This window comes from Aestuariibius violaceus, assembly GCF_040779325.2.
In the GTDB taxonomy this organism is placed as follows: Bacteria; Pseudomonadota; Alphaproteobacteria; order Rhodobacterales; family Rhodobacteraceae; genus Aestuariibius; species Aestuariibius violaceus.
Genome location: NZ_JBFONT020000008.1, coordinates 78,075 through 100,119 on the forward strand (window position 1 = coordinate 78,075; position 22,045 = coordinate 100,119).

Genomic DNA, 22,045 nt, shown 5'->3' on the forward strand with positions numbered 1-22,045 from the left:
CGCAGGCCGGGGGGCAACGCCCCCCTCCACGCCCGAGCTCATTGCGCCGCGATCCGGGCCGCGCGCCGGTCCTCCGACACCGCCAGCGGAAACACCTTCGCGGGGTTCAGCAGCCACGACGGGTCGAACACGTCCTTCACCGCCATCTGAGCCTCCATATCCGCGTCCGAGAACTGCACCCCCATCAGGTCGCGCTTTTCCACGCCCACCCCATGCTCTCCGGTCAGGCAGCCGCCCGCCTCGACGCACAGCTTCAGGATCTCCGCGCCCAGCGCCTCGCAGGTCTCCAGCTGCCCTTCGGTGTTGGAATCGAACAGGATCAGCGGATGCATGTTCCCGTCCCCCGCATGGAACACATTCGCCACGTCCAGCCCGTATTCCTTCGACAGCTCCCCGATCCGCCGCAGGACCATCGGCAGCGACGACACCGGGATCGTCCCGTCGAGGCACATGTAATCGTTGATCTGCCCCATCGCGCCGAAGGCCGACTTGCGCCCCAGCCAGATCCGCCCAGCCTCGTCCGCATCCTTGGCCTCGCGCAGCTCGACCGGGTTATGCTTGCGGGCGATCTGCAGGATCACGCCCAGCTGTTCGTCGATCTCGGCTTCCGACCCCTCGACCTCCACGATCAGCAGGGCCTCGCACATCGGATAGCCCGCGCCGGCGAAGGCTTCGCAGGCCTCGATACACGGCCGGTCCATGAACTCGATCGCCACCGGCAGCACGCCCGCGCGGATGATGTCGCTCACCACCTGCCCGGCCACTTCCGAGCTGTCGTAGCCCATCAGCACCGGCCGTGCGCCCTCGGGCTTGCGCAGGATCCGCAAGGTCGCCTCCGTCACGACGCCCAGCTGCCCTTCCGACCCGCAGATCAGCCCCAGCAGGTCATATCCCGCCGGGTCCAGATGCGCCCCGCCGATCTCCAGCACCGTGCCGTCCATCTGCACCAGCGTCACGCCCAGCAGGTTGTTCGTCGTCACGCCATATTTCAGGCAATGCGCCCCGCCCGAATTCATCGCGATATTTCCAGCGATCGCGCAAGCGAGCTGGGACGACGGGTCCGGCGCGTAGAAGAACCCGTTCTCCTCCACCGCGCCGGTCACCGACAGGTTCGTCCGCCCGGTTTGCACCCGGATCACCCGGTTCGCGTAATCCGTCTCCAGCACCTGGTTCATCCGCGCGACCCCCAGGATCACGCTGTCCTCCGTCGGCAACGCCCCGCCCGCCAGCGACGTCCCCGATCCCCGCGGCACGACCGGCACGCCCATCCGGTGACAGATCCGGAGCGCTGCCGAGACCTCCTCCGTCGATGCAGGCAACACCACGGCCAGCGGCGGGCAGCGATAGGCCGTCAGCGCGTCGCATTCATAGGCCCGCGTCTCCGCCGGGTCCGAGATCACGGCGTCCGCGGGCAGCACGCTCCGCAACTCCGCGACCAAAGCCGCCTTGCGCGACAGCACCGTCGCGTCGGGAACCGGCATCTCCATGGCATATCCTCCCTCGAAGAATTGGTAAGATTATATGACCACTTTCCTGAACCGGCAATTCCTTTCCCCGCGGCCCGCCGCCACACCCTTTTGTGACTGCCCCCGCGCGCTCACCCACTCTAAGGTCGCGCCCATGTTCAGATACCTCATCCCCTTCCTTATCCCCGCCACACTCGCCGCCGAGGCCCCTGTCATCGAAAACGCCACCGCCGAGCGGACGGGCGACACCTGGCGCTTCGACGTCACGATCAGCCACCCCGATACCGGCTGGGACCACTACGCCGACGGGTGGGAGGTGCTGGACGCGAACGGCAACTCACTCGGCCTGCGCACCCTCTTCCACCCCCATGTCGAGGAACAACCCTTCACCCGCTCCCTTACCGGCGTCGAAATCCCAGACGGCACGACATCGGTCTTCATCCGCGCCCGCTGCTCCGTCGACGGCTGGTCCGACGAGAGGGTCGAGGTGTCCTTGACCGGCAGCTGATCTGCGGGCCGGCGCTCCAAGCGCCGGGGAAACAGGCCGACTTGCGACAACGATCATCTTGACAGCCCAGATCGTCGCGAAGGGCATTTGCGCAAATGCTGACCAAAGCGGTCATTGGTCCTCCGCGCTGGCATACCAGGCCTTCGTGGCCCCACACGCATCCAAGGCGCGCCCGTAGGCGCCCCGCCCTCTGATGCGTTCCAGATATGTCTGCACGGCCTTGTCAAAGACCACGCCGCCACCCCTTTCGGCCAGGTTCAGGGCATAGGTCACCGAGATGTCGGACGCCGTGAAGGTCTCGCCCGCAAGATACGGCGTGCGCTCAAGCTGCCGCGTCACCAGATCCATCCGGCTCTCGAACTGCGCAAGCGTATGGGCGGCGGTCGGATTCCGCTGCTCGGCCTCCGTCGGCAACCTGCGAGCATTGACGTAGAAGAACATCGCGGTCGCCAGTCCGGCCTCGCCAAGGTGAAGGAATTGCTGGTAGGCGGGAAAGGCAGGATCCTGCGGGTCCGGCGCGAGCGGCGTCGGCCCGTAACGGGCCATCACGTATTCCATGATGGCGATCGACTCGACCATCGTCACATCGCCGTCCCGGATCGCGGGGATGAAGCCGGCCGGGTTAATGGCGAAGAACTCGGCATCCTCCTCCGCGCCCGCCAGAAGATCGACCGGCCTCAGCCGGTAGGCGAGCGCCATCTCCTCCAGCAGCCAGACAACGCGAAGCCCTCTCCCTTCACCGAAGACGGTGATCATGTCACATGTCCCTCTCCTGCGGGGGCCGATCGGTCGCCCGGCAATGCCGCAAACGCAGCCAGGCTATCGCGCGCCGCGGGGCATGTCATGCGAGCAGGCGGCGTTTTTCTTGAGGCTCGCTTTCCGCGTCAATGCGGCCAAGGCTGAACAGATCCACTCTGGGCTCAACTCGGCAGGCGGCCGCAGCCTTGGAGCGCGCGCCCTTCCGCAAACAGCCCAAGCGCATGGTCGCAAACGCCTCTCACCTTCGCCTTGAATACATACCAACTGTATGGTATGTGAGTCGCATGCCCAGACCCACCAAACAAGCCCCCGAGCGCGGCGATGCGCGCTCCCGCCTTCTGGAGGCAGCCCGGGACGTCATCCGCCAAAAGGGTTTCACTGCCACGACCGTCGACGATCTCTGCAAGGCCGCAGGCGTGACCAAGGGCGCCTATTTCCACCATTTCGACAGCAAGGAGGCGCTCGGCGTCGCCGTTGCCAATTACTGGTCAGAGACGACAGGCGCCCTTTTCGAGAACGCCCCCTACCACAGGCCCGCCAACCCGCTCGACCGGGTGCTGGCCTATATCGACTTCCGCAAATCGCTGATCGCGGGCGATCTGGCGGAATTCACCTGCCTCGTCGGGACCATGGCGCAAGAGACCTATATCTCGCACCCCGCCATCCGCGACGCCTGCGCCGCCAGCATCCTCGGCCACGCCGAAACGCTCGAGGCGGATATCGCCGCAGCCATGGACGCCCGCGCCCTCACCCCCGGCTGGACGCCCAAGGACCTCGCCCACCACATCCAGGCCGTCATCCAGGGCGCCTTCATCCTCGCCAAAGCGACAGACAGCCCTGCGAGCGCCCAATCCAGCCTCGACCATCTGAGCCGCTACATCCGCCTCCTTCTCGCGGCCCCCCGGCCAAAGGTCTGACCATGCCCGACCGTCCCAATGCCCGCACCTGCATCTTCCTCAAGGAAAAGGCCGGCGAAGCCGCCCGCTTCTACGCCGCGACCCTCCCCGACACGCATGTCGACCACATCCAGCCAATCGGACCGGGCATGGAGATGGTCCTCTTCCGGGTCATGGGTACGCCCTTCATGGCGATGGATGGCAACGACAGCTTCACGCCCAAACACGATCACTCGATCTCGGTCGCGACCCTCGACCAGGACGAAACCGACCGCCTCTGGACCGCGCTGACCGACGGGGGGAGCGAGGGGAATTGCGGCTGGCTCTGTGACCGTTACGGGGTCCACTGGCAGGTCGTGCCCACAGCCCTCACCCACATGCTCTCCGACCCCGACAGGGCAGCGGCGGGGCGGGCGCAGGCCGCCATGATGCAGATGAAGAAGATTGATATCGCCGCGATGCGTGCGGCGTTCGACGGACACGACCAGACCAAAGGAGATCGACAATGACCGATATCGTCACCTGCCTGTGGTTCGACCATGGCCAGGCCGCGAAAGCCGCCGCCTTCTATGCCGAGACCTTCCCCGACAGCCATGTGGGCCGGGTCAACACCGCGCCCGCCGACTTCCCCGGCGGGCAGGAAGGGGCGGAGCTGACCGTGGAGTTCACCGTCCTCGGCCGCCGCTTCCTCGGGCTCAATGGCGGGCCGGTCTTCACCCCGAACGAAGCCGTCAGCTTCATGGTCGTGACCGAGGATCAGGCAGAAACCGACCGCTACTGGGACGCCATCATCGGCACTGGCGGGACGGAAAGCGCCTGCGGCTGGTGCAAGGACCGCTGGGGCCATTCCTGGCAGATCACGCCGCGCCTCCTGCTCGATCTGACGGCCGATCCGGATCGCGCCAAGGCCAAGCGCGTCTGCGACGCGATGATGACCATGGGCAAGATCGACATCGCCACGCTTGACCGCGCCGCGACGGGCGAACCGGTGGCATGACCGGCCTCGTCCTCACGACGCTCGCCTGGGTACCGGACTTCCCGCGCGGGTATGTGCGCGACCTGCGCGTCCGGTGGGCGCTGGAAGAGGCCGGGCTGCCCTACAGCGTCAGGACGGTCTCCGGCAAGGATCGCGGGGCCGAACATCTCGCCCGGCAGCCCTTCGGACAGGTCCCGATTCTGACCGACGGCGACATCACCCTTTTCGAAAGCGGCGCCATCCTCGTCCATCTGGGTCTGCAGACCCCCGTGCTGATGCCCGAAGATCCCAAAGGGCGCGCGGAGGTCCTGCAATGGGTCTTCGCCGCCGTGAACTCGGTCGAAACCGCCGCCCTGCCGCGGATCATCTGCGACTTCGCCAAGGATGACACCCGCACCCCCGGACGCGAGGCGCTGGATACCTATCTGACCGGCCGCCTCGACGGGATGGAGGCCGTTCTGGCGACGCGCGACTGGCTGGCCGGCCGCTTTTCCATCGCCGACATTCTCATGGCGGACGCTTTCCGCCTCTTCGACGGAACTGACATCCTGGCGGATCACCCGGCCTGCCAGGGCTATGTGGACCGCGCCACCGCCCGCCCCGCCTTCCAGAAGGCCCTTGCCGACCAGCTGGCGCATTTCGCGGCGGCCGACGCGCAGATCGCCGCACCGGCGGGCGCCATCGACGTCTGAACGGCCAGGCGCCAGGGAGACAAGATCACCACAGCCCAGCCCCAAACCGCAAGACAACAGGAGAGAGAGAAGCAATGACCAACGACCGCGAAAAGATATCAGCCCTCTGCCAAAGGCTCGGCCAGGCGCATCACGACAAGGATGCGGATGCCATCATCGGCTGCTACGCGCCCGATGCGGTGATCTACTCCCTTGCCCCGCCGCTGAGAGACAAGCTCGACCGGGACGGAATTGCCGCCTGGCTTGCCACGTGGGACGGTCCGGTCCTGATCGATGCCGACGATGTGGACCTGGTCGTCAGCGACGGCATCGCCTGGTCGACGGCGCTCAACCGGATCCGCGGGACCAAGATCGACGGGACGGCGGAAGATATCTGGTTCCGCACGACCATGTGCTTCCGCAAGACGGATGGCGACTGGCGGATCGCCCACGACCATTCTTCGACGCCATACTATATGGACGGATCGCTGAAGGCGGCGGTGGATCTATCGCCCGCGGCATAGGCCCAAAGCGGCCCTCGCCGAGGCTGTCGCCTACTGCGCGACAGCCGCCATAACCTCGCCCATCCGGTCGAACGCCTCGTTGCGCAGGGCCGCAACGAAGTAAGCCGCGTCCTGCTGCGACAAGTGCCGCCACTCCGCCGAGAAGATCTCGTTCCCGCCGTCATGCCAGTAGGTCCGGCCATGGTCCGGCGTATCCTCGACGACCAGCCCGTAGCCGTAAAAGCTCGTCCCGTCCCCTTCATCCGCATGCGGCGTCAGCGCCAACGCCACCAGGTCCGATGAGACAAGGCGGCCTTGATAGAACGCGGTCCAGAACGCCAGGAAACCATCGGCCGTCGTCACCGCGCCGCCATTTCCGATCAGGTTCCAGCCCGGCTCCGCCCCGCCCCAGCTCGCCCGGTCGATGGGAAGGCGCCGGAAACCGGTCAGGGCCTGCCGCCCGCTTCTGAGCGACCGGTCTTCGGCATACGCCGCCTGATAGCCGATCGGGACAAGCCCATGCGGCTCGATCAGGGCGCTCTGAAGGTAGGCATCATAGCTCTGCCCCGAAACCGTCTCGATGATCGCGGCCAGCAGGGAATACCCCGCATTCGAATAGGCGTATCCCGCCCCGGGTGCGCGATCCAGCGGAGTGGCCATCAGGCGCGCGACGAAGGCCGCGCGGCCGATCCGCTCACCGTCATCGCCCGTCGAGTCCACCAGGCCGCTGGTATGGGTCAGAAGCTGATGAACGGTGATCCCGCCCTTGTCGCGGGGGACGTCCGGCATCAGCTCCGCCAGGGTCGTGTCGAGGCCCAGCTGCCCGCCATCGACCAGCGTCAGCACCGCAACCGCCGTGACGACCTTCGTGATCGAGCCCAGATCGATCAGCGGCGCCTCAGGGGTCGCCGCGGGAAACCCCGCGATCTCCAACTCGATCGCCGGCGCGCCCTCCCCCGTTGCGGCGACGGCGGCAATCACCGCGTCGTTCCGCTCCACCAGATCGACAATCGGCTTATGGATCCCCTCCGCACTGGCCGCACCAGAAAGGCAGATCGCAGAAAAGGCGGTGAATCCCAGAACCAGACGCATGGTCGCTCCTTCCAAAGCCCCTACGTCCGGGACGCTATCCAAGAGATCGCCGATCAGAAAGCCTGCGCCATGCCCATTGAGCGGGCAAACGCCTTCGCCGCCCAACGGGGTCCCCCCATCCGGGGGGAGGTGCCTGCCTTGACGGAAAGCATCCTGACCGGAACAAATAGTCAAAACCGATTTCACCCAAGACATTGGACGACCGGGGGGACGCGTAATGTCTGCGACAGAAGAGCCTGACGACGCGACGCGCCCGCCCGTGGCAGAGCAGGCGCCGCCGTCCCAGGACGACGAACAGACCCGGCCACCGGCCGAGAACCTGCGCTTCGACACGCCGCAGGACCTCTACGCCGCGATGCCCCAAGTGGCCGAGCTGACCCAGCGCCGCCCGCAAGAGGGCGAGGATATGATCACCTACCTCTACCGCCTGCGATCCTCGACCACCCCGGAAGAGGCGGTGACCTTCACGGCCTTCGCCGCCATCCCCCAGCGCGCGATCTGGTGGGCCCATGAATGCCTGCGCGCGATGCCCGAGAAATTCGATGCCACCGATCACGAGATGATGGCGCGCATCGCCCGCTGGGTCGGCGACCCGACCCAGGACCGCCGCCACCGCATCATGCGCGACGCGCTCTGGGCGCCGCGGCGGTCGCCCGTCATCCTGCTGGCGCTCGCCGTCGGCTGGTCGGGCGGGTCGATCGCCCCGAACGACCCCGCGCCGGTCGCGCCCTACCGCGCGCCGCGCTCGATCAACTCCGCGATCCTGTCCTGCCTCGCGACAGCCCCGCTCAACCGCCGCTCGATCCTGCTTGCGCGCTTTATCGACATGGCGGAATCGGTCCTGAGGGTCTATTGACCCCTGCCGAGACCTCCGGCACCACGGATCCGCCATGACGCTGACGCTCAAGATCGAGAATTACGACCGGCTGGACGATGGCGGCCCGGCCCAGATCACGGTCGACAGCCAGGGCCTGTCGGTCGGACGCAGCCCCAATTCCGACTGGACGCTGCCCGATCCCGCCCGGCATGTGTCGAGCCAGCATTTCACGATCAGCTTCACCGATGGCACCTATTGGCTGACCGATACGTCCACCAACGGGACGTTCCTGATCGGTCAGCCCTACCGGCTGGACGGGGCGCACCGGCTGGCCGAGGGCGACCGCTTCCAGGTGGGGCATTACATCATCGCCGTCTCGCTCGGCGCGGGCGCGTCCGCCGCCGCGGCACCCGACCCGTTCCAGCAACCGGCGCCGGGCAACTTCGCGGCAGAGGCCGATCCCTGGTCGGTCGGCGGATCGAACTTCGACCCGATCGACCCCAACCCGGCCCCGCCCGCCCACCAGTTCGACGATTTCGCCGACGAGTTCATCGCGACCCCCGGCTTCGCCCCCGCGCCGCCCCCCGCCGCCCCGGTCCAGCGCCCGGCCCCGCAGGCCCCGGCTGCCGCGCCCGTTGTCCCGCAGCCGGTGGCGCCCGCCGCCGCGCCCCCGGCCTCCGACAGCCCGTTTGGCGCGCCCGGCATGCCGCAGGCGGCTCCTCCACTTGCGGCCCCCGCCACATCTCCCGCTCAGGCGGCCCCTGCCCCCGTGGCCCCCGGCGGCCAGCTGGCCGCCGCCTTCCGCGAAGGCGCGGGCCTGCCCCCCGCCCCGCCCGGCAGCATCGACGAGGCAGCGCTCGCCCGCGAACTCGGCCGCACCATGCGCGTCATGGCCGAAGAGCTGATGACGCTGCTGCGCGACCGCGCCTCGGCCAAGCAGTTCACCAGGGCGGGCGAACGCACGATGATGGGCGCGACCGCGAACAACCCGCTCAAGTTCATGCCGTCCGCCGATCAGGCGCTTGACGTGATGCTCTTCACCCCGCGCGACGGCTTCCAGCATAGCGCCGAGGCGACACAGGCGGCGCTAGCCGACGTCCGGATGCACCAATCCGCCGTCTTCGCCGCGATCCAGCCTGCCCTCGCCCGGCTGCTGGAGGATCTGGCGCCAGAGGCGATCGAGGAAAGCGCCGGCAGCGGCCTTCTGGGCGCGGGCCGCAAGGGCAAGGCGTGGGATACCTTCGTGCAACGCTGGGATGCCAAGGCGGCCGCGCACGAGAACGGGATGCTCGACGTCTTCCTCGCCTACTTCGCGGAAAGCTACGCCCAGGCGGTCGCGTCGGGCAAAAAGCCCGGCTAACCGCCCCGCTTGACGGGCCAGCGCGAAAGCCCCACGGTCGCGCCCGCGAACGGTTTTGCCAGGGAACACTTTTTCGATGACGCTCGACTTTCTGAAAGACCCGATTTCCGACGACGCACCTTGCGGCCCCAACCTCGAGGAAGACGACCACGACGGCTTCGTCGAATACTTCTACGAGGCCGAGGCGCGGATGCCCGAACGCTACTTCACCCCCGGCATCTCGTCGGGCGGCGAAGGGCGCGGCGATCAGCTCTTCGATCCCGCCTCGGTCGACCTGAAACACGAACGCGAAAAGATCACCGGGCTGCTCAAGGAAAGCCGCGACCTGCGGCTCCTGTCGCTCCTCGCGCGTTTCTCGGCGCTTGCGGGTAATCTCCCCAGCTTCGCCGAAGCGGTCGACGGCATGGCGACGCTCCTGGAAACCTTCCCGCGCGAGGTTCATCCCACCACCGCCGACGGCCCCTCCGACCGGCGCGGGACGCTTGAGGATCTGACGACGATCGCAACGGTCATCATGCCGCTCCAGCACGCCGACATGGCGCCGCCAAACAGCGCGACCCTGCGCTATTACATGGTCGCGAGCGGCGAGGCCTCCCCCCGCGGCGAGAGTGAAGAGAACCTGCAGGCCTCCACCGTCACCTCGGCCCTCGGCGATGCTGGCGCGGCCGCCAAGGTCGAAGAGGTCCACACCAGCCTCGTCACGGCGCGGGGCGCTCTGGCTCGGATCCGCTCCGCCTGCCTGAGCGACGACAACCAGCCCTTCAACGTCAATCTCGAGGCGACGACCCAGGTCCTCGACCGGATGCTCGACCTGATCCACCAGGCCCGCAGCGACCTTGCCGCGGCCGCCGAACCGGCCGCGCCCGCACCGGCGGAAGACGCCGCGCCCGAGGGCGCCGAGGCGACCGTCGATGCCGACGCTCCGGCAGATGCCGCGCCTGCCGCAGCACCGCCGACACCCTCGGTCGGCGCCACCAGCATCGACAGCCAGGCCGCCGCCCGCACCGCGCTCCAGGCGATCGAAGGCTACTTCGCGACGAGAGAGCCGACATCGGCCGCGGTCCTGCTCGTCACCCAGGCCCGCCTCCTGATCGGCAAACCCCTGATCGAGGCGATCGAGACGCTGCTGCCGAACCGGGCGGGCACCGCCACCATCGACTTCGGCGCCGCCACCGGCTTTGCCCTTCCGATGGAGCGGCTGCGCATGCTCTCGGGCGAAGCGCCCAAATCCGGTCCGACCGAAGAGGCCGTCGTGACCCCACCCGCCATCAACAACCGGGCCGATGTCGCGGCCAATCTCAAGGGGGTGGAGGACTACTACAGGATCAACCAGCCAGCGAGTCCGATTCCCCTTCTTCTGGCCCGGGCACGGATCTATCTGGACAAGGATTTCCAGTCCCTCATTACCGAACTGTTACCCAAGGAGACCCCGACGGAATAACCATCCCCCCAAAGGGGTGGAATGCTCCCCCCGAAGGGGTGGGGCAAACCTGCATTGGCACTAAAAAAGCCGCAAAACGCGTTGACTTGACAGGGTTCAAACGCTTTGATCCGCCCAAGCAAGGAGATTTGAGAAATGGCTTCCGACAAGAGCACCGATTTCATCAAACGCAACCGCAAGCCGCGTGTGCATATCTCCTACGAAGACCCCTACGACAGCGAACAGATGGTCGAACTGCCCTTCGTGATGGGCGTCATGTCCGACCTCTCCGGCAACAACTCTCCGGTTGAGAAACCCGCCTTCGACGAGCGTGAATTTACCGATGTCACCTCCGCCTCGCTCGACAGCTACATGGAAAGCGTGGCCCCCGGCGTGACCTTCAATGTCGAGGACAAGCTGAACCCCGATAGCGGCCAGAAGCTGGGCGTCGACCTGCAGTTCCGCAAGATGGACGACCTCAACCCGGCCGAGGTGGCCCGCCAGGTGCCCGCGCTCAAGAAGCTGCTCGAGGCCCGCGAACACCTCGCAAACCTGCAGCGCTACATGAGCTCCAAGCCCAAGGCGCAGGACCAGGTGGCGAAGCTTCTGAATGATCCCGAGCTGCTCAAGGTGCTGGCCGAACGCAGCAAGGAAACCGACGGCGACGACGAGAAAACCGAAGACAACTGATCCCGGCACATGCCGCCCGGACGCGGGCGGCCCGGGATAGTAGGATGGGGTAAAGATGGCAGAAGAAGCGACAGCCCAAGAGGCTCAGGTCCAGGAAGGCGCCCTCAACGAGCTTGAGGAATTTTCCGATATCCTGAAGCAGAACATCAAGCCACGCACCGACGTGGCCGCCCAGGAAGTCGACAACGCGATCGTCACCCTCGTGCAGGAGGCGCTCGGCGATCAGACCGTCATCTCCGACGACGTGATCGACACGATCAACGCGATGATCGCCAAGCTGGACGAAAAGCTGACCACCCAGGTCAACGAGATCATCCACCATGAAGAATTCCAGAAGATCGAAAGCTCCTGGCGCGGTCTGGCCTACACGGTCAACAATTCCGAAACCGATGCCAGCCTGCGGGTGAAGGTCTTCAACGCCTCCAAGGCAGAACTGGCCAAGGACCTGCGCCGCTATCCCGGCGCCAAGTGGGACAAGAGCCCGCTGCACCAGAAGGTCTACGAAAAGGAATTCGGCACGCTGGGCGGCAAGCCCTTCGGCGCCCTGATCGGCGACTACTACTTCACCCAGGGCACCGCTGACGTCTCGCTTCTCCGCTCGCTCGGCCAGATCGCCGCGGCGGCGCACGCGCCCTTCATCTCCGGCGCCGCGCCGGATGTTCTGGGCCTCGACAACTGGAACGAAATCTCCACGCCGCCCGACCTGTCGGAGATCTTCGACACGCCGGACTACGCCGCCTGGAACTCGCTTCGCGACATTGAAAACAGCCGCTATCTGGCCCTCGTCCTGCCCCGCGCCCTGGCGCGCGAACCCTACGGACAGGACAGCACCTCGGTGGTCGAGGAATTCGCCTTCGAGGAAGAGACCGACGGCCACAAGGGCGAGAAGTACGGCTGGATGAACGCGGCGCACGCCATGGCCGCCAACATCAACCGGGCCCACAAGGAGCACGGCTGGACGGTCCAGATCCGCGGCGTGACCTCGGGCGGCGAGGTGACGAACCTGCCGACCCACACCTTCGATACCGGCGACGGCTCGAAAGAGATGAAGTGCCCGACCGAAGTGTCGATCACCGACCGCCGCGAAGCGGAACTCAGCAAGGCAGGCCTCATCGGCCTGATCCACCGCAAGCACACCGACAAGGCAGCCTTCATCGGGGCGCAGACGCTCTACCGCCCGAAGAAGTATGTCGACGAGCTGGCAACCGCCTCCGACAACATGTCGTCGAGGCTGCCCTACATCTTCGCCGTGTCCCGGTTCAGCCACTACCTCAAGTGCATGGTCCGCGACAAAATTGGCCAGAGCCCGGACCGTGTCCAACTGGAGAAAGACCTCCAGACCTGGATCAACACCTACGTCTCTGCCAATCCCGAAAGCGCCACCGAAAAGGAAAAGGCGAAGAAACCCTTGGCCGGCGCGAAGGTCGAGGTCATCGAAGACGAGGAAAATCCTGGCTATTATACCGGGAAATTCTTCCTGAAACCGCACTTCCAGCTGGAAGGCATGGATATCGGAATGAGTTTGGTTTCCAAGCTCCCCGGGGGAAAGTGATCAAGTAATTCGTTCCGGTGTAATCAAACCTAAACTTCATTACCAAGGAGACAGGCTATGGCCGTCGACATCTTTCTAGAACTCTCGAACAACATCAAAGGCGAGTCGCAGGACACCACCCACAAGGACACGATGGATATCCTCGCCTGGTCCTGGAACATGACGAACTCGGGCACCACCCACATGGGCGGCGGCGGCGGCGGCGGCAAAGTCAATGTCGGCGACCTTGCCGTGACCAAGTATGTCGACCTCGCTTCCAACGACCTGATGCGCAAGTGCTGCGACGGCACCCATATCGAAAGCGGTACGCTGACCGTGCGCAAGTCGGGCGGCACGACCCCGGTCGAGTACTTCGTCATGAAGGTCGAAAACATCATGGTCACGTCCTACCAGACGGGTGGCTCCAAGGACGGTCTCGACCGGATCCAGGAAAACCTGATGCTGAACTTCCGCAAGTTCCACATCACCTACACCACCCAGGACGATGCCGGGAACGCCGGTGCCTCCCAGGGCTACGGCTGGGAAATCGCCGAAAACACCGAGTGGAGCGCGTAAGCACTCCTTCCGGTTTTCCGGACTTTCGGGACCGGCGTGTTGCACGCCGGTCCTTTTTTATATTCTGTCTGCTAAGCTCTTGCTGGCAGCGTAGATAGATTCTTTTTGGCTTTATGGTTCAACGTCTTCATTCCGACCGTACCATGCCCCCGAAAGAGGGCAGCCAGCGCGACAAGCGTCAGATGTCGCTCATGCAGGTCTTCCGCGCGGCCCACGCCGCGGGCGACGCGCGCAAACAGGATGCGGCACTCAAGGATGGCGACCGCGACCTGACCAAGCGCTCCCGCCAGCGCCGCGACGGCGTCGACGAACGCACCCTCCGGCGCGAACTCAGCCTCGACCTCGGCAACCTGATGAACACCGTCCGGCTCGACGCGACGATCGACCTCGACGACTGGCCTCATATCCGCAAATCCGTCATCAATTACGGCTTCGACGATCTCAGTTCGCTGTCAAACAACACGATGACGCTCAGCGCCGTGAAAGAGGCGATCCGCAAGACGATCGTCACCTTCGAACCCCGCCTGATCGCCAGCACGGTCGAAATCGTGGTGAACACCGAACACGAGGACGATCCAGAGCAGAAGCTCTGCTTCGACATATCCGCCGATCTCGCCGCCGATCCCGTCGACATCCCGCTTGATTTCGTGGCCGAGGTCGATGTGGGCGCGGGCAAGATGCAGATGAAGCGGATCAAGGGCTGACGCGATGAAAAAGGCCTTCCGCGACGCCTACGAACGCGAGCTTGCCCTGCTCTACGAACGCTCGGCCGAATTCGCCGCCGAATATCCCGGCCTCGCCGACCGTCTGGGCGGGCTGATGAAGGAAAACCTCGACCCCGCCATCGCGGGCCTGCTCGAAGGAACCGCCTTCCTCGCCGCCCGCGTCCAGCTCAAGATGGATGAGGAGTTTCGCACCTTCACCCGCGAATACCTCGACCAGATCTTCCCCGACGCAATCGACCCCACGCCATCCGCCGCGCTCGTCCGGGGCAACCCGCCGCTCGACGACAAGGATATCGTCCACGGCAAATCCTTCCCGGCGGGCAGCTATATCGACGCCCGCTTCGTCGATGCCGACCAGCGCGTCTCCTGCCGCTTCCAGACCTGCGCCCCGCTCACCCTCTGGCCCCTCGCGATCCCAGAGGCCGCCTATCACGACGCGCTCGGCCGCTTCACCGCGCTCGGCCTCGATCCCGCACAGGGCACCAAGGCGGGCCTCCAGATCGACCTCGCCCGCGCCGAAGGCACCGGCGCCCTCGCAGAGGTCGAGGCCGACGAGATCACCCTCCATTTCCTCAACGAATTCTCGGAAGCCATCGCGCTTTACGAGCAAATCCACTGCGGCCTCACCCGCGCGACGCTGCGCTGGCTCGACAAGAACGGCGACCCGGTCTTCCAGCGCCTCGACCCGAAGGCGATCGAGCAGATCAACTTCGACCCGCGCCACCGCGTCTTCCCCCGCCGGTCGGGCCATTTCCACGGCTTCGCGCTGCTGCGCGAGGCCTTCGTCTTCCCCCGCGCGTTCCTCGGCATGAAACTCACCGGTCTGTCCAAGATCCTCCCCCGGATCGACCGGACCGAGTGCCAGCTGCTGCTGGAATTCGACAGTGCCAACCCCGCGCTCGCCGCCCGGCTTGAGGCGAAGGACCTGTCGCTTCACACCGTCCCTGCCGTGAACCTGTTCGAGGAACACTCCGCCTCCGTCCGCATCGACGACAAGCGCCACGAATATGTCGTGACGCCAGACTCTTCGCCCGTCACCCATTACGAATTCCACCGCATCCTTGACGTCTGGGCGCATTATCCCGGCGTCAAATCCAAGGTGCGCGTCCACCGCCTCTATGACCTGCCCGAAGGCGACCTGAACCCGCGCCAGGCGCTCTATTACACCGACCGCAAGAAGCAGCGCCGCCTGACCGAACAGGAACGTCGCTTCGGCCAGCGCCACCGCTACCGCGGCACGGAAACCTTCATCTCGATCTACGAACCCCCCGGCACCCCGGAAGAGGAACGCGCCCAGCGCCTGCAGGTCCGCGGGCTGGCGTCGAACCGCCACCTGCCCGACCACCTGCCGCTAGCAGGCTCCGACACCGATTTCTACATGACCGATGACGTGGCCATCACGCTCGCCTGCGTCGCAGGCCCGACGAAACCACGGGAGTCGATGACCGAGATCGAGAAATCCGGCCCCCACCGCGCGACCCAGGGCGACAATTACTGGCGCCTCATCTCCTATCTCTCGCTCTCGGAATACGGCCTCGACCATCGCGGCGACCGCCTGGGTGCGTCCGCCCTGCGCGAGATGCTGTCGCTTTTCACCGACCTGTCCGACGCCGTGACCGAGGCACAGCTTGTCGGCATCCGCGCCGTCGAAACCCGGCCCATCGTCCGCTCCATCAAACGCGGCACGGGATACCACCCGGCGCGCGGGTTGGAAATTCGGATCACCTTCGACGAAACCGCCTTCGAAGGCTCGGGCATCATGCTCTTGGGTGCGGTGCTTGACCGATTCATGGCCGAACACGCCGCGATCAACTCGTTCACCCAGACGGTGATCGCCTCGGAACAGCGGGGCGACATCCACACCTTCCCGCCGCGCACCGGCACCGGGCCGCTGATATGACAGACGCGACCAAGCTCGGCTATCTCGCCACGCTCCGCCGCCTCGAACGCGACGCGGCGGACAAGCCCCCCATAGGCCGCAACCGCACCCTGAAGGAAGAAATCGTCGCCCTCGGCCAGGATCCGTTCCTCGCCTTCCCGGGCTCCGACGCCTCGAACTTCGAACGGCCCGCAAACGGCAAACCCCGCCTGCGCCTGCAACTCCTCGGCCTTTTCGGCCCGCAAGGGCCGCTGCCGCTCACCACCACCGAAGACGTCCGCCGCTGGTTCGACATGGGCGACGACGCCTTCGTCGCCTTCGCCGACATCTTCGCCGCCCGCTTTCAGGAGCTCTTCTTCCGCGCCTGGTCCGACACCCACGCGATCAGCCAGTTCGACCACCCGTCGCAGGACCGCTTCCAGGACTACATCGCCGCCATCGCGGGCATCGGCACGCCCGCCTTCCACGGCCACAGCCACCTGCCCGACACGTTCAAGCTGCCGCTCGTCGCGCATGCTGGCAATCGCATCAAAAGCCCCGTCCGCCTGCGCCAGATGATCGAACACCTGTTCCACACGCCGGTCGACGTGAACGAACATCTGCTGGGCTGGATGGACTTCGAGCCCGACGCCTATTCCCGCATCGGCCAGCAGGGCGCGACGCTGGGCCAGGATTGCATCATGGGCAGCCGCATCCCGTCGGTGTCGGAAACCATCGGGCTGCACTTCCGCTTCTCGACGCTCGCCCAATACCGCCGCTTCCTGCCGGGCGGGCCCGATCACGCCACGCTTTGCGACCTGATCTTCTGGTATCTGGGCAAGCGCTTCGACATCCGCGTCACGCTTGCCCTTCTCGCCTCCCAGATCCCTCCCGCCAAGCTCGGCGAGACGGTCGAGCTGGGGTATATGGCCTGTATCGCCCCGCCCGATCCGGGCGAGGCCGACGATTTCATCGACAGCACGACCTTTGTACTGGACCCGGAAACACTTCCGGCCGCCGCGTAAAGTATTGAACCCAAGGGGAACGGGGACATGACAGATATTTCGATCGAAACCTATGCCGGCAAAATGAACCGCACGGGCTATGATGCCTTCCTCAAGGCGATGCGCCACGCCCGGTCCGAAGGGAACCGCAATGTCGGCTTGCCCCACTTCATCTTCCACGCGCTGTCGGACAAGGACAGCGACCTCTCCATCACCCTGCGCGAGCTGCAGATCGACCGCGCCCGCGTCCTGAAGGATGCCGATGCCGCCATCGCGGCGCTGTCAAAGAACGTCACCGAAACGCCGGGTATCTCGGAAAACCTCGCCGACGCGCTGAACCATGCCTGGACCTACGCCACCCTCTTTTTCAAAGAGGTCCAGATCCGCACCGGCCACATGCTGGTGGCGCTGCTGAACGACCCGAACCTCAAGCGCGCGCTCCAGGCGATTTCCGCCCCCCTCGCCGAGATCTCCGTCGACCGGCTGGGGAAAGAGGCCCGCACCCTCTGGCGTGACAGCGCCGAGGAGGAGATGCGCCCGATGGACGGCTCGGGCTTCTCCTCCGGCGGCGCGGCCGCGGCGGGTGAGGAAGGCCGCGGCGGCGACACCGCGCTCGCCCGCTTTTCGGTCGACATGACGGCCGATGCCAAGTCCGGCAAGCTCGACCGCGTCGTCGGCCGGGATGAGGAAATCCGCCAGCTGATCGACGTCCTGCTCCGCCGCCGCCAGAACAACCCGATCCTGACGGGCGAGGCGGGCGTCGGCAAAACCGCCGTCGTCGAAGGCTTCGCCCAACGTCTGGCCGATGACGACGTACCGCCCAAGCTCAAGGGCACCCGCCTCCACATGCTCGACATCCAGTCGATGCAGGCGGGCGCGTCGATGAAGGGCGAATTCGAACAGCGGCTGAAGTCCCTCATCGACGAGGTGCAGGCCTCCCCCACCCCGATCATCCTCTTCATCGACGAGGCGCACACCCTCGTCGGCGCAGGCGGCGCCCAGGGCACCGGCGACGCGGCCAACCTGCTGAAACCGGCGCTCGCCCGCGGCACGCTGCGCACCATCGGCGCCACCACCTGGGCCGAATACCGCAACTACTTCGAGAAAGATCCGGCCCTCACCCGCCGCTTCCAGCCCGTCGCGGTGGACGAACCCAGTCCCGAACGCTGCGCCTACATGCTGCGCGGCGTCCTCGGGCCGATGCAGGACCACCACGGCGTCCGCATCTCGGACGAGGCGATCGTCGCCGCCGTCAACCTCTCCGCCCGCTACATCCCCGCGCGCCAGCTGCCCGACAAGGCCGTCTCGCTGCTCGACACCGCCTGCGCCCGCGTCGCCGTCAGCCAGGCCTCCCTCCCCGCCAAGATCGCCGACCTCAAGGACGCGATCTCGGCCCTCGAGACCGAGATCGAAGGCAAGATCGCCCAGCGCGATCTGGGCGAGGCGAATGACGAGCGTCTGGCCGAGGCCGAGAAAGAGGTCGTGACGCTCCGCGAGCAGCTCGAAGCGGCCCAGACGATGTATGACGGCGAGAAGGAAGTCGTTGACAATATCCTAGCCCTCCGTGCGCGCCTCGCGGGCGAAAGTGAAGACGGTGTAAACCCATCGGCGGACACGAATGGATCGGACGACCCATCGTCCGCCACCGATGGGTCGGAAGACGGCGAGGCGGAAAACCTCAATGAGTCCGGTGAATCGGCGGAAAACATGCCCGACGAAATGCCGACGGAAAGCCGACCGGATGCCGACATAAGAAAAGAGCTGTTCGAGCACATGGAAAAGCTCGAGGCAACGAACCCCGACGACCGCATGGTCTACTCCCATGTCGACGAACAGGCGGTCGCTTCCGTCATCTCGGACTGGACCGGAATCCCCGCTGGCCGCATGGTCGCCGACGAGCTTCAGGCCGTCCTGACGCTGGCCGACCGCCTGAAAGAGCGGGTCATCGGCCAGGACCATGGCCTTGAAATGATTGCGAAAAGGATTGAAACCAGCCGCGCCGGCCTCGCCAATCCGCAAAAGCCGATCGGCGTCTTCATGCTCTGCGGCCCGTCCGGCGTCGGCAAGACGGAAACCGCCCTGGCGCTCGCCGAAAGCCTCTACGGCGGCGAGCAGAACATCATCACGATCAATATGTCCGAGTTCCAGGAGGCCCACACCGTATCCCTCCTCAAGGGCGCGCCTCCGGGATATGTCGGATATGGAGAAGGTGGTCGCCTCACGGAAGCCGTCCGCCGCAAGCCCTATTCCGTTGTTTTGCTTGACGAAATCGAGAAGGCGCATTCCGACATCCACGAGCTCTTTTTCCAGGTTTTCGACAAGGGCATCATGGAAGACGGGAACGGCCGCGCCATCGATTTCAAGAACACGCTGATCCTTCTGACCTCCAACGTCGGCACAGACGTCATCATGGAGATGGCCGATCAGGGCAACACGACCCCCGACCAGGAAGAGGTCGAAACGGCCATGAAGCCCTTCCTGACCGACGTCTTCCCGCCCGCCCTTCTGGGTCGGATCGTGACGATTCCCTACTACCCTCTGGGCGGCGAAGTCCTTGGCGGCATTGCAAAACTCAAGCTGGGCTCCGTCACCCGCCGGCTGCGCGACGCCCACGGGGCCACGATGGACTACGACGACGCGGTGATCGCCCACATCGTCGACCAATGCCGCGACCCGGATTCGGGCGGCCGGATGATCGACAACATCATCACCAACTCCATCCTGCCCGAGCTGTCCCGCCAGGTCCTCAACCACATGGTCGCGGGCGACACGATCCGGCATGTTGAGGTGAAAATGGCAGACGGATCATTCGCCTACGAATTCGCATGAGGTTTTTCGCTACCCTCAATCATATCTTAACTCTTACAGGGTAGAGACGGGGCGATCTGTTTTATGGCGGACCATCCCGCCGCAAAACGCCGAAGTGCCTAGCTTGCCTCCTGCAGGATCAGATCGACGATCCGCATGAATTCCCTGTCCTCCGCCGTCAGGCGGGGCGCAGACGCCACGACCGTCGGCGCGGCCTGCCCGCGCCCTCGCATCTTTCGGTCTGCCCAAGCCTCAAGATCGGCGATCTTGTAGCCGCGCAGGAAGGGGTTGGCGTTCACCACCGCGGCGCCCATGATTTCTAGAACGGTCGCCTCGTCCGGTGCTTTCAGGGCCCTGTCGGCCCCCACCGGCCCCAGAAAGTGGGCAAGGTAAAGCCGCCCGGCCGTAACCTGGTGCCCGCGGGTCTTCAGGTAGCTCTCGTTTTCCCGTGCAAGGTTCATCACCATCCGCCGCGACAGCTCCGGATCGGTGCGCAAGGCCAGCAGATCCGCCCGGCTCATCGTCGCGACCAGTTCGGGCTCGTAATCCCGCATCATCCGCAGCCACGTGCTTTCGATGAACTGGCCCAGCCCGGTCGCCGTCGAGCGTGAGTTTCTGGCGGTAGCGATCCCCGCGCTTTCGACCTTGATGATCTGCTCCACCAGCGCATCCACCGCGCGCGATCCGCTGCCTCCACCGCCATAGGTCAGCGGATTAACCGGCTGCCCTCCCGACCAGAGCTCGAAGTGCAAGTGCGGCCCCGTCGACCGCCCGGTCGTTCCCACATAACCAATGAGGTCGCCCGCTGTGACCGGGTTGCCGGGTTTCAGCCCTTCAGCAAAGGCGTTCAAATGTGCATATCGTGTCTCTAAACCGTTCTGATGGCTCAAGATAATGAGGTTGCCGTATCCTCCGCCGACGCCCGCGCTTTTGACCTGCCCGTCGAGTGCTGCCATCACAGGCGTGCCGGTCGGCGCTGCCCAATCGACGCCGTTATGGTTCTTGACCGTCTTGAAGATTGGGTGCCGACGCGGTCCGAATGGCGAAGACATCGTGCCGCTTACCGGCGTCACAAGCCCACCCCCCATGCCGACGCCCATGCCGCCTTGACCGGCGCAGGAATACCCGCCTGCCCGGGTGGCGACAACGTAACAGGACTTGCGGCCAGAAGGTCCATCGATGCCGATGAACAGGATCTGCCCAGCCCCCAGCCGCCCCTCGGGCGCATAGAGGAACGACATCTTGTCGCCATCGCTCGCAAACCCTTCAAGATCGTGGGCTTGCGAGATCAGAGAGATCGCTTCCCCGACCAATGTCGTCGGAATGCCGTTGCGGATCGCGGCACTGTAAAGGGCATCAAGCAGGCGCACCTGAGCGTCGACGGCGTCATCCCCGGTATCGTCGCGCAGGCCAAGCCGTGAAAGATCCTGACCGATCCACGGATCGGCCCCCGCACGAACCCGTCCATCCCTCAGCCGGGTCAGACTGCCGGCAAGGGACCCGTCGACGTAAAGCGAGATCTGCAAGGGCCGCTTGCCGCGCTCCTCATCCAGCCGGATCGCAAGAACGCTGCCGGCGGGAATCGTCTTGAAGACGGGGCGGAGTGCCGATGCGTCCGCTGCCAGCTTGGCAGCAAGTGCGGGGGGAAACCCGTTCGAGGTCAGAACCTCTTCGAATGGCTGATCGACGCGAACCCGTAGGACCAGATCTTCATAGATGGCCCGCCTGCGCTGCTCGGGCCGGACGTAGGAGATGCTCGTCGTGTTCTGGATCAGTGTCTCACGAAAGAAGTCGGCACCATCGCGCCCGGTTTCCAGGCTTTCGCCCCAGCTGTCACCGAAATCCCCGAGGTCTTCGCCCCCGATTGCAGCGGGCTGCGCCGCGCCGATCGACGTATCGAAGGCCGCACTGCGCTGGGCCTGAAAGAACGCGAAATCCTCACGGCTTGACGGGAGGGTCGTCATCAGCCGCTGTTCACGCGCGATCAGATCATCGCCGACGAGCGTCAGCCGGTCCGGGCGCATGGGCCCGACGCGATAGACGGGAAGCGCTTCCGTTCCGGCCACGCGCCGCCCACGGGCCACGGCACCCTCGGCAAAGGTTAGGATCATCGGATCGCCGGGAATGTCGACGAATGCCGTGCTGCCGCGAACCGGCGCCGCGGCGGCGCTTTCGTCGCCCTCAAGCTCGACCTGGACAAGCGCGGACCCGTCGAGGGGCAGGTCTGCCGGATCTCCCCCTTCCCTGACGACGAGAAGCCAGAAGAAGAGCGACAGGACAGCGACGCTGCCTGCACCTGCACCAGCCAGTAAGGCGATACGCTTGTGGCGGCGCTTTCTGGACCGTGCGCTTGACGCTTTGAAACGGGGATCAACCTCAATCATC

The 22,045-nt window shown here is 65.5% G+C and carries 20 protein-coding genes; 16 read left to right on the forward strand and 4 right to left on the reverse strand.

The genetic code is table 11. The features are described from left to right. Nucleotides 1-38 precede the first annotated feature (38 nt). Nucleotides 39-1,487 (reverse strand): FAD-linked oxidase C-terminal domain-containing protein, encoded by a 1,449-nt coding sequence (locus AADZ90_RS18615; RefSeq protein WP_367312243.1) that lies wholly within the window; start codon nt 1,485-1,487, stop codon nt 39-41. Nucleotides 1,488-1,620: 133 nt separating this feature from the next. Between AADZ90_RS18615 and AADZ90_RS18620 the strand changes: the two genes are divergently transcribed. Then, nucleotides 1,621-1,974, forward strand: coding sequence for a hypothetical protein (locus AADZ90_RS18620; protein WP_367312244.1), 354 nt, complete (start codon nt 1,621-1,623; stop codon nt 1,972-1,974). Nucleotides 1,975-2,085: 111 nt separating this feature from the next. Here the strand turns inward: AADZ90_RS18620 and AADZ90_RS18625 are convergent, their stop codons facing one another. Further along, a complete protein-coding gene (locus AADZ90_RS18625; RefSeq protein WP_367312245.1) occupies nt 2,086-2,730 on the reverse strand; it encodes a glutathione S-transferase family protein in 645 nt (214 codons plus the stop codon). A 287-nt stretch (nt 2,731-3,017) separates the two neighbouring features. Here AADZ90_RS18625 and AADZ90_RS18630 point away from each other — a divergent pair, with 287 nt between their 5' ends. From AADZ90_RS18630 to AADZ90_RS18650, 5 genes are all read left to right on the forward strand, one after another. Then, nucleotides 3,018-3,650: a TetR/AcrR family transcriptional regulator gene (locus tag AADZ90_RS18630; RefSeq protein WP_367312246.1), complete on the forward strand. Its 633-nt coding sequence runs from the start codon at nt 3,018-3,020 to the stop codon at nt 3,648-3,650. Between the two features lie 2 nt (nt 3,651-3,652). Further along, nucleotides 3,653-4,138: a VOC family protein gene (locus AADZ90_RS18635; RefSeq protein ID WP_367312248.1), complete on the forward strand. Its 486-nt coding sequence runs from the start codon at nt 3,653-3,655 to the stop codon at nt 4,136-4,138. Beyond that, on the forward strand, nt 4,135-4,626 hold the full coding sequence (locus AADZ90_RS18640) for a VOC family protein (protein WP_367312249.1): 492 nt from the start codon (nt 4,135-4,137) through the stop codon (nt 4,624-4,626). Before AADZ90_RS18635 ends, AADZ90_RS18640 begins: the two co-directional genes overlap by 4 nt. Then, nucleotides 4,623-5,297: a glutathione S-transferase family protein gene (locus AADZ90_RS18645; RefSeq protein ID WP_367312250.1), complete on the forward strand. Its 675-nt coding sequence runs from the start codon at nt 4,623-4,625 to the stop codon at nt 5,295-5,297. Before AADZ90_RS18640 ends, AADZ90_RS18645 begins: the two co-directional genes overlap by 4 nt. Before the next feature lie 74 nt (nt 5,298-5,371). Further along, nucleotides 5,372-5,800 (forward strand): YybH family protein, encoded by a 429-nt coding sequence (locus tag AADZ90_RS18650; protein WP_367312251.1) that lies wholly within the window; start codon nt 5,372-5,374, stop codon nt 5,798-5,800. A gap of 30 nt (nt 5,801-5,830) precedes the next feature. Here the strand turns inward: AADZ90_RS18650 and AADZ90_RS18655 are convergent, their stop codons facing one another. Beyond that, nucleotides 5,831-6,871: a serine hydrolase domain-containing protein gene (locus AADZ90_RS18655; protein ID WP_367312252.1), complete on the reverse strand. Its 1,041-nt coding sequence runs from the start codon at nt 6,869-6,871 to the stop codon at nt 5,831-5,833. A 217-nt stretch (nt 6,872-7,088) separates the two neighbouring features. Here AADZ90_RS18655 and AADZ90_RS18660 point away from each other — a divergent pair, with 217 nt between their 5' ends. The 10 genes from AADZ90_RS18660 to tssH all read left to right on the forward strand — a co-directional run bounded on the left by AADZ90_RS18660 (nt 7,089) and on the right by tssH (nt 19,681). After that, nucleotides 7,089-7,727 (forward strand): DUF6931 family protein, encoded by a 639-nt coding sequence (locus tag AADZ90_RS18660; protein WP_367312253.1) that lies wholly within the window; start codon nt 7,089-7,091, stop codon nt 7,725-7,727. A 34-nt stretch (nt 7,728-7,761) separates the two neighbouring features. Continuing rightward, nucleotides 7,762-9,048 carry a type VI secretion system-associated FHA domain protein TagH gene (gene tagH / locus AADZ90_RS18665; protein ID WP_411997092.1) on the forward strand — a complete coding sequence of 429 codons (1,287 nt, stop codon included), beginning with the start codon at nt 7,762-7,764 and terminating at the stop codon, nt 9,046-9,048. 76 nt (nt 9,049-9,124) lie between these two features. Then, entirely contained in the window at nt 9,125-10,489 is a 1,365-nt protein-coding gene (locus AADZ90_RS18670; RefSeq protein ID WP_367311549.1) for a type VI secretion system protein TssA, read from the forward strand. 135 nt (nt 10,490-10,624) lie between these two features. Beyond that, on the forward strand, nt 10,625-11,158 hold the full coding sequence (gene tssB, locus AADZ90_RS18675) for a type VI secretion system contractile sheath small subunit (RefSeq protein WP_367311548.1): 534 nt from the start codon (nt 10,625-10,627) through the stop codon (nt 11,156-11,158). 55 nt (nt 11,159-11,213) lie between these two features. Then, nucleotides 11,214-12,710, forward strand: a complete 1,497-nt coding sequence (gene tssC / locus AADZ90_RS18680) for a type VI secretion system contractile sheath large subunit (RefSeq protein ID WP_367311547.1) — start codon at nt 11,214-11,216, stop codon at nt 12,708-12,710. A gap of 57 nt (nt 12,711-12,767) precedes the next feature. Further along, the gene (locus AADZ90_RS18685) at nt 12,768-13,265 is read left to right on the forward strand and encodes an Hcp family type VI secretion system effector (RefSeq protein ID WP_367311546.1); all 498 of its coding nucleotides are present in this window, start codon (nt 12,768-12,770) and stop codon (nt 13,263-13,265) included. A 143-nt stretch (nt 13,266-13,408) separates the two neighbouring features. Beyond that, a complete protein-coding gene (tssE, locus tag AADZ90_RS18690; protein ID WP_411997093.1) occupies nt 13,409-13,969 on the forward strand; it encodes a type VI secretion system baseplate subunit TssE in 561 nt (186 codons plus the stop codon). Between the two features lie 4 nt (nt 13,970-13,973). Continuing rightward, nucleotides 13,974-15,890 (forward strand): type VI secretion system baseplate subunit TssF, encoded by a 1,917-nt coding sequence (gene tssF / locus AADZ90_RS18695; protein WP_367311544.1) that lies wholly within the window; start codon nt 13,974-13,976, stop codon nt 15,888-15,890. Beyond that, entirely contained in the window at nt 15,887-16,873 is a 987-nt protein-coding gene (gene tssG / locus AADZ90_RS18700) for a type VI secretion system baseplate subunit TssG (protein ID WP_367311543.1), read from the forward strand. The genes tssF and tssG overlap by 4 nt, the downstream gene beginning before the upstream one ends. Nucleotides 16,874-16,900: 27 nt before the next feature. Beyond that, nucleotides 16,901-19,681 carry a type VI secretion system ATPase TssH gene (gene tssH / locus AADZ90_RS18705; protein WP_367311542.1) on the forward strand — a complete coding sequence of 927 codons (2,781 nt, stop codon included), beginning with the start codon at nt 16,901-16,903 and terminating at the stop codon, nt 19,679-19,681. Between the two features lie 98 nt (nt 19,682-19,779). Here tssH and AADZ90_RS18710 read toward each other — a convergent pair whose 3' ends face one another. Then, entirely contained in the window at nt 19,780-22,044 is a 2,265-nt protein-coding gene (locus AADZ90_RS18710; RefSeq protein WP_367311541.1) for a peptidoglycan DD-metalloendopeptidase family protein, read from the reverse strand. Nucleotide 22,045: the final 1 nt, after the last annotated feature.

Excerpts from the sequence above, each read along its gene's own strand:
- AADZ90_RS18660 (WP_367312253.1), top strand. The coding sequence starts at position 7,089 with ATGTCTGCGACAGAAGAGCCTGACGACGCGACGCGCCCGCCCGTGGCA.
- tagH (WP_411997092.1), top strand. The coding sequence starts at position 7,762 with ATGACGCTGACGCTCAAGATCGAGAATTACGACCGGCTGGACGATGGC.
- AADZ90_RS18685 (WP_367311546.1), top strand. The coding sequence starts at position 12,768 with ATGGCCGTCGACATCTTTCTAGAACTCTCGAACAACATCAAAGGCGAG.
- tssF (WP_367311544.1), top strand. The coding sequence starts at position 13,974 with ATGAAAAAGGCCTTCCGCGACGCCTACGAACGCGAGCTTGCCCTGCTC.
- AADZ90_RS18640 (WP_367312249.1), top strand. The coding sequence starts at position 4,135 with ATGACCGATATCGTCACCTGCCTGTGGTTCGACCATGGCCAGGCCGCG.
- AADZ90_RS18655 (WP_367312252.1), bottom strand. The coding sequence starts at position 6,871 with ATGCGTCTGGTTCTGGGATTCACCGCCTTTTCTGCGATCTGCCTTTCT.
- AADZ90_RS18630 (WP_367312246.1), top strand. The coding sequence starts at position 3,018 with ATGCCCAGACCCACCAAACAAGCCCCCGAGCGCGGCGATGCGCGCTCC.
- tssH (WP_367311542.1), top strand. The coding sequence starts at position 16,901 with ATGACAGATATTTCGATCGAAACCTATGCCGGCAAAATGAACCGCACG.
- tssE (WP_411997093.1), top strand. The coding sequence starts at position 13,409 with ATGCCCCCGAAAGAGGGCAGCCAGCGCGACAAGCGTCAGATGTCGCTC.
- AADZ90_RS18650 (WP_367312251.1), top strand. The coding sequence starts at position 5,372 with ATGACCAACGACCGCGAAAAGATATCAGCCCTCTGCCAAAGGCTCGGC.
- AADZ90_RS18635 (WP_367312248.1), top strand. The coding sequence starts at position 3,653 with ATGCCCGACCGTCCCAATGCCCGCACCTGCATCTTCCTCAAGGAAAAG.
- AADZ90_RS18620 (WP_367312244.1), top strand. The coding sequence starts at position 1,621 with ATGTTCAGATACCTCATCCCCTTCCTTATCCCCGCCACACTCGCCGCC.
- AADZ90_RS18670 (WP_367311549.1), top strand. The coding sequence starts at position 9,125 with ATGACGCTCGACTTTCTGAAAGACCCGATTTCCGACGACGCACCTTGC.
- AADZ90_RS18615 (WP_367312243.1), bottom strand. The coding sequence starts at position 1,487 with ATGGAGATGCCGGTTCCCGACGCGACGGTGCTGTCGCGCAAGGCGGCT.
- tssB (WP_367311548.1), top strand. The coding sequence starts at position 10,625 with ATGGCTTCCGACAAGAGCACCGATTTCATCAAACGCAACCGCAAGCCG.
- tssC (WP_367311547.1), top strand. The coding sequence starts at position 11,214 with ATGGCAGAAGAAGCGACAGCCCAAGAGGCTCAGGTCCAGGAAGGCGCC.
- AADZ90_RS18625 (WP_367312245.1), bottom strand. The coding sequence starts at position 2,730 with ATGATCACCGTCTTCGGTGAAGGGAGAGGGCTTCGCGTTGTCTGGCTG.
- tssG (WP_367311543.1), top strand. The coding sequence starts at position 15,887 with ATGACAGACGCGACCAAGCTCGGCTATCTCGCCACGCTCCGCCGCCTC.
- AADZ90_RS18710 (WP_367311541.1), bottom strand. The coding sequence starts at position 22,044 with ATGATTGAGGTTGATCCCCGTTTCAAAGCGTCAAGCGCACGGTCCAGA.
- AADZ90_RS18645 (WP_367312250.1), top strand. The coding sequence starts at position 4,623 with ATGACCGGCCTCGTCCTCACGACGCTCGCCTGGGTACCGGACTTCCCG.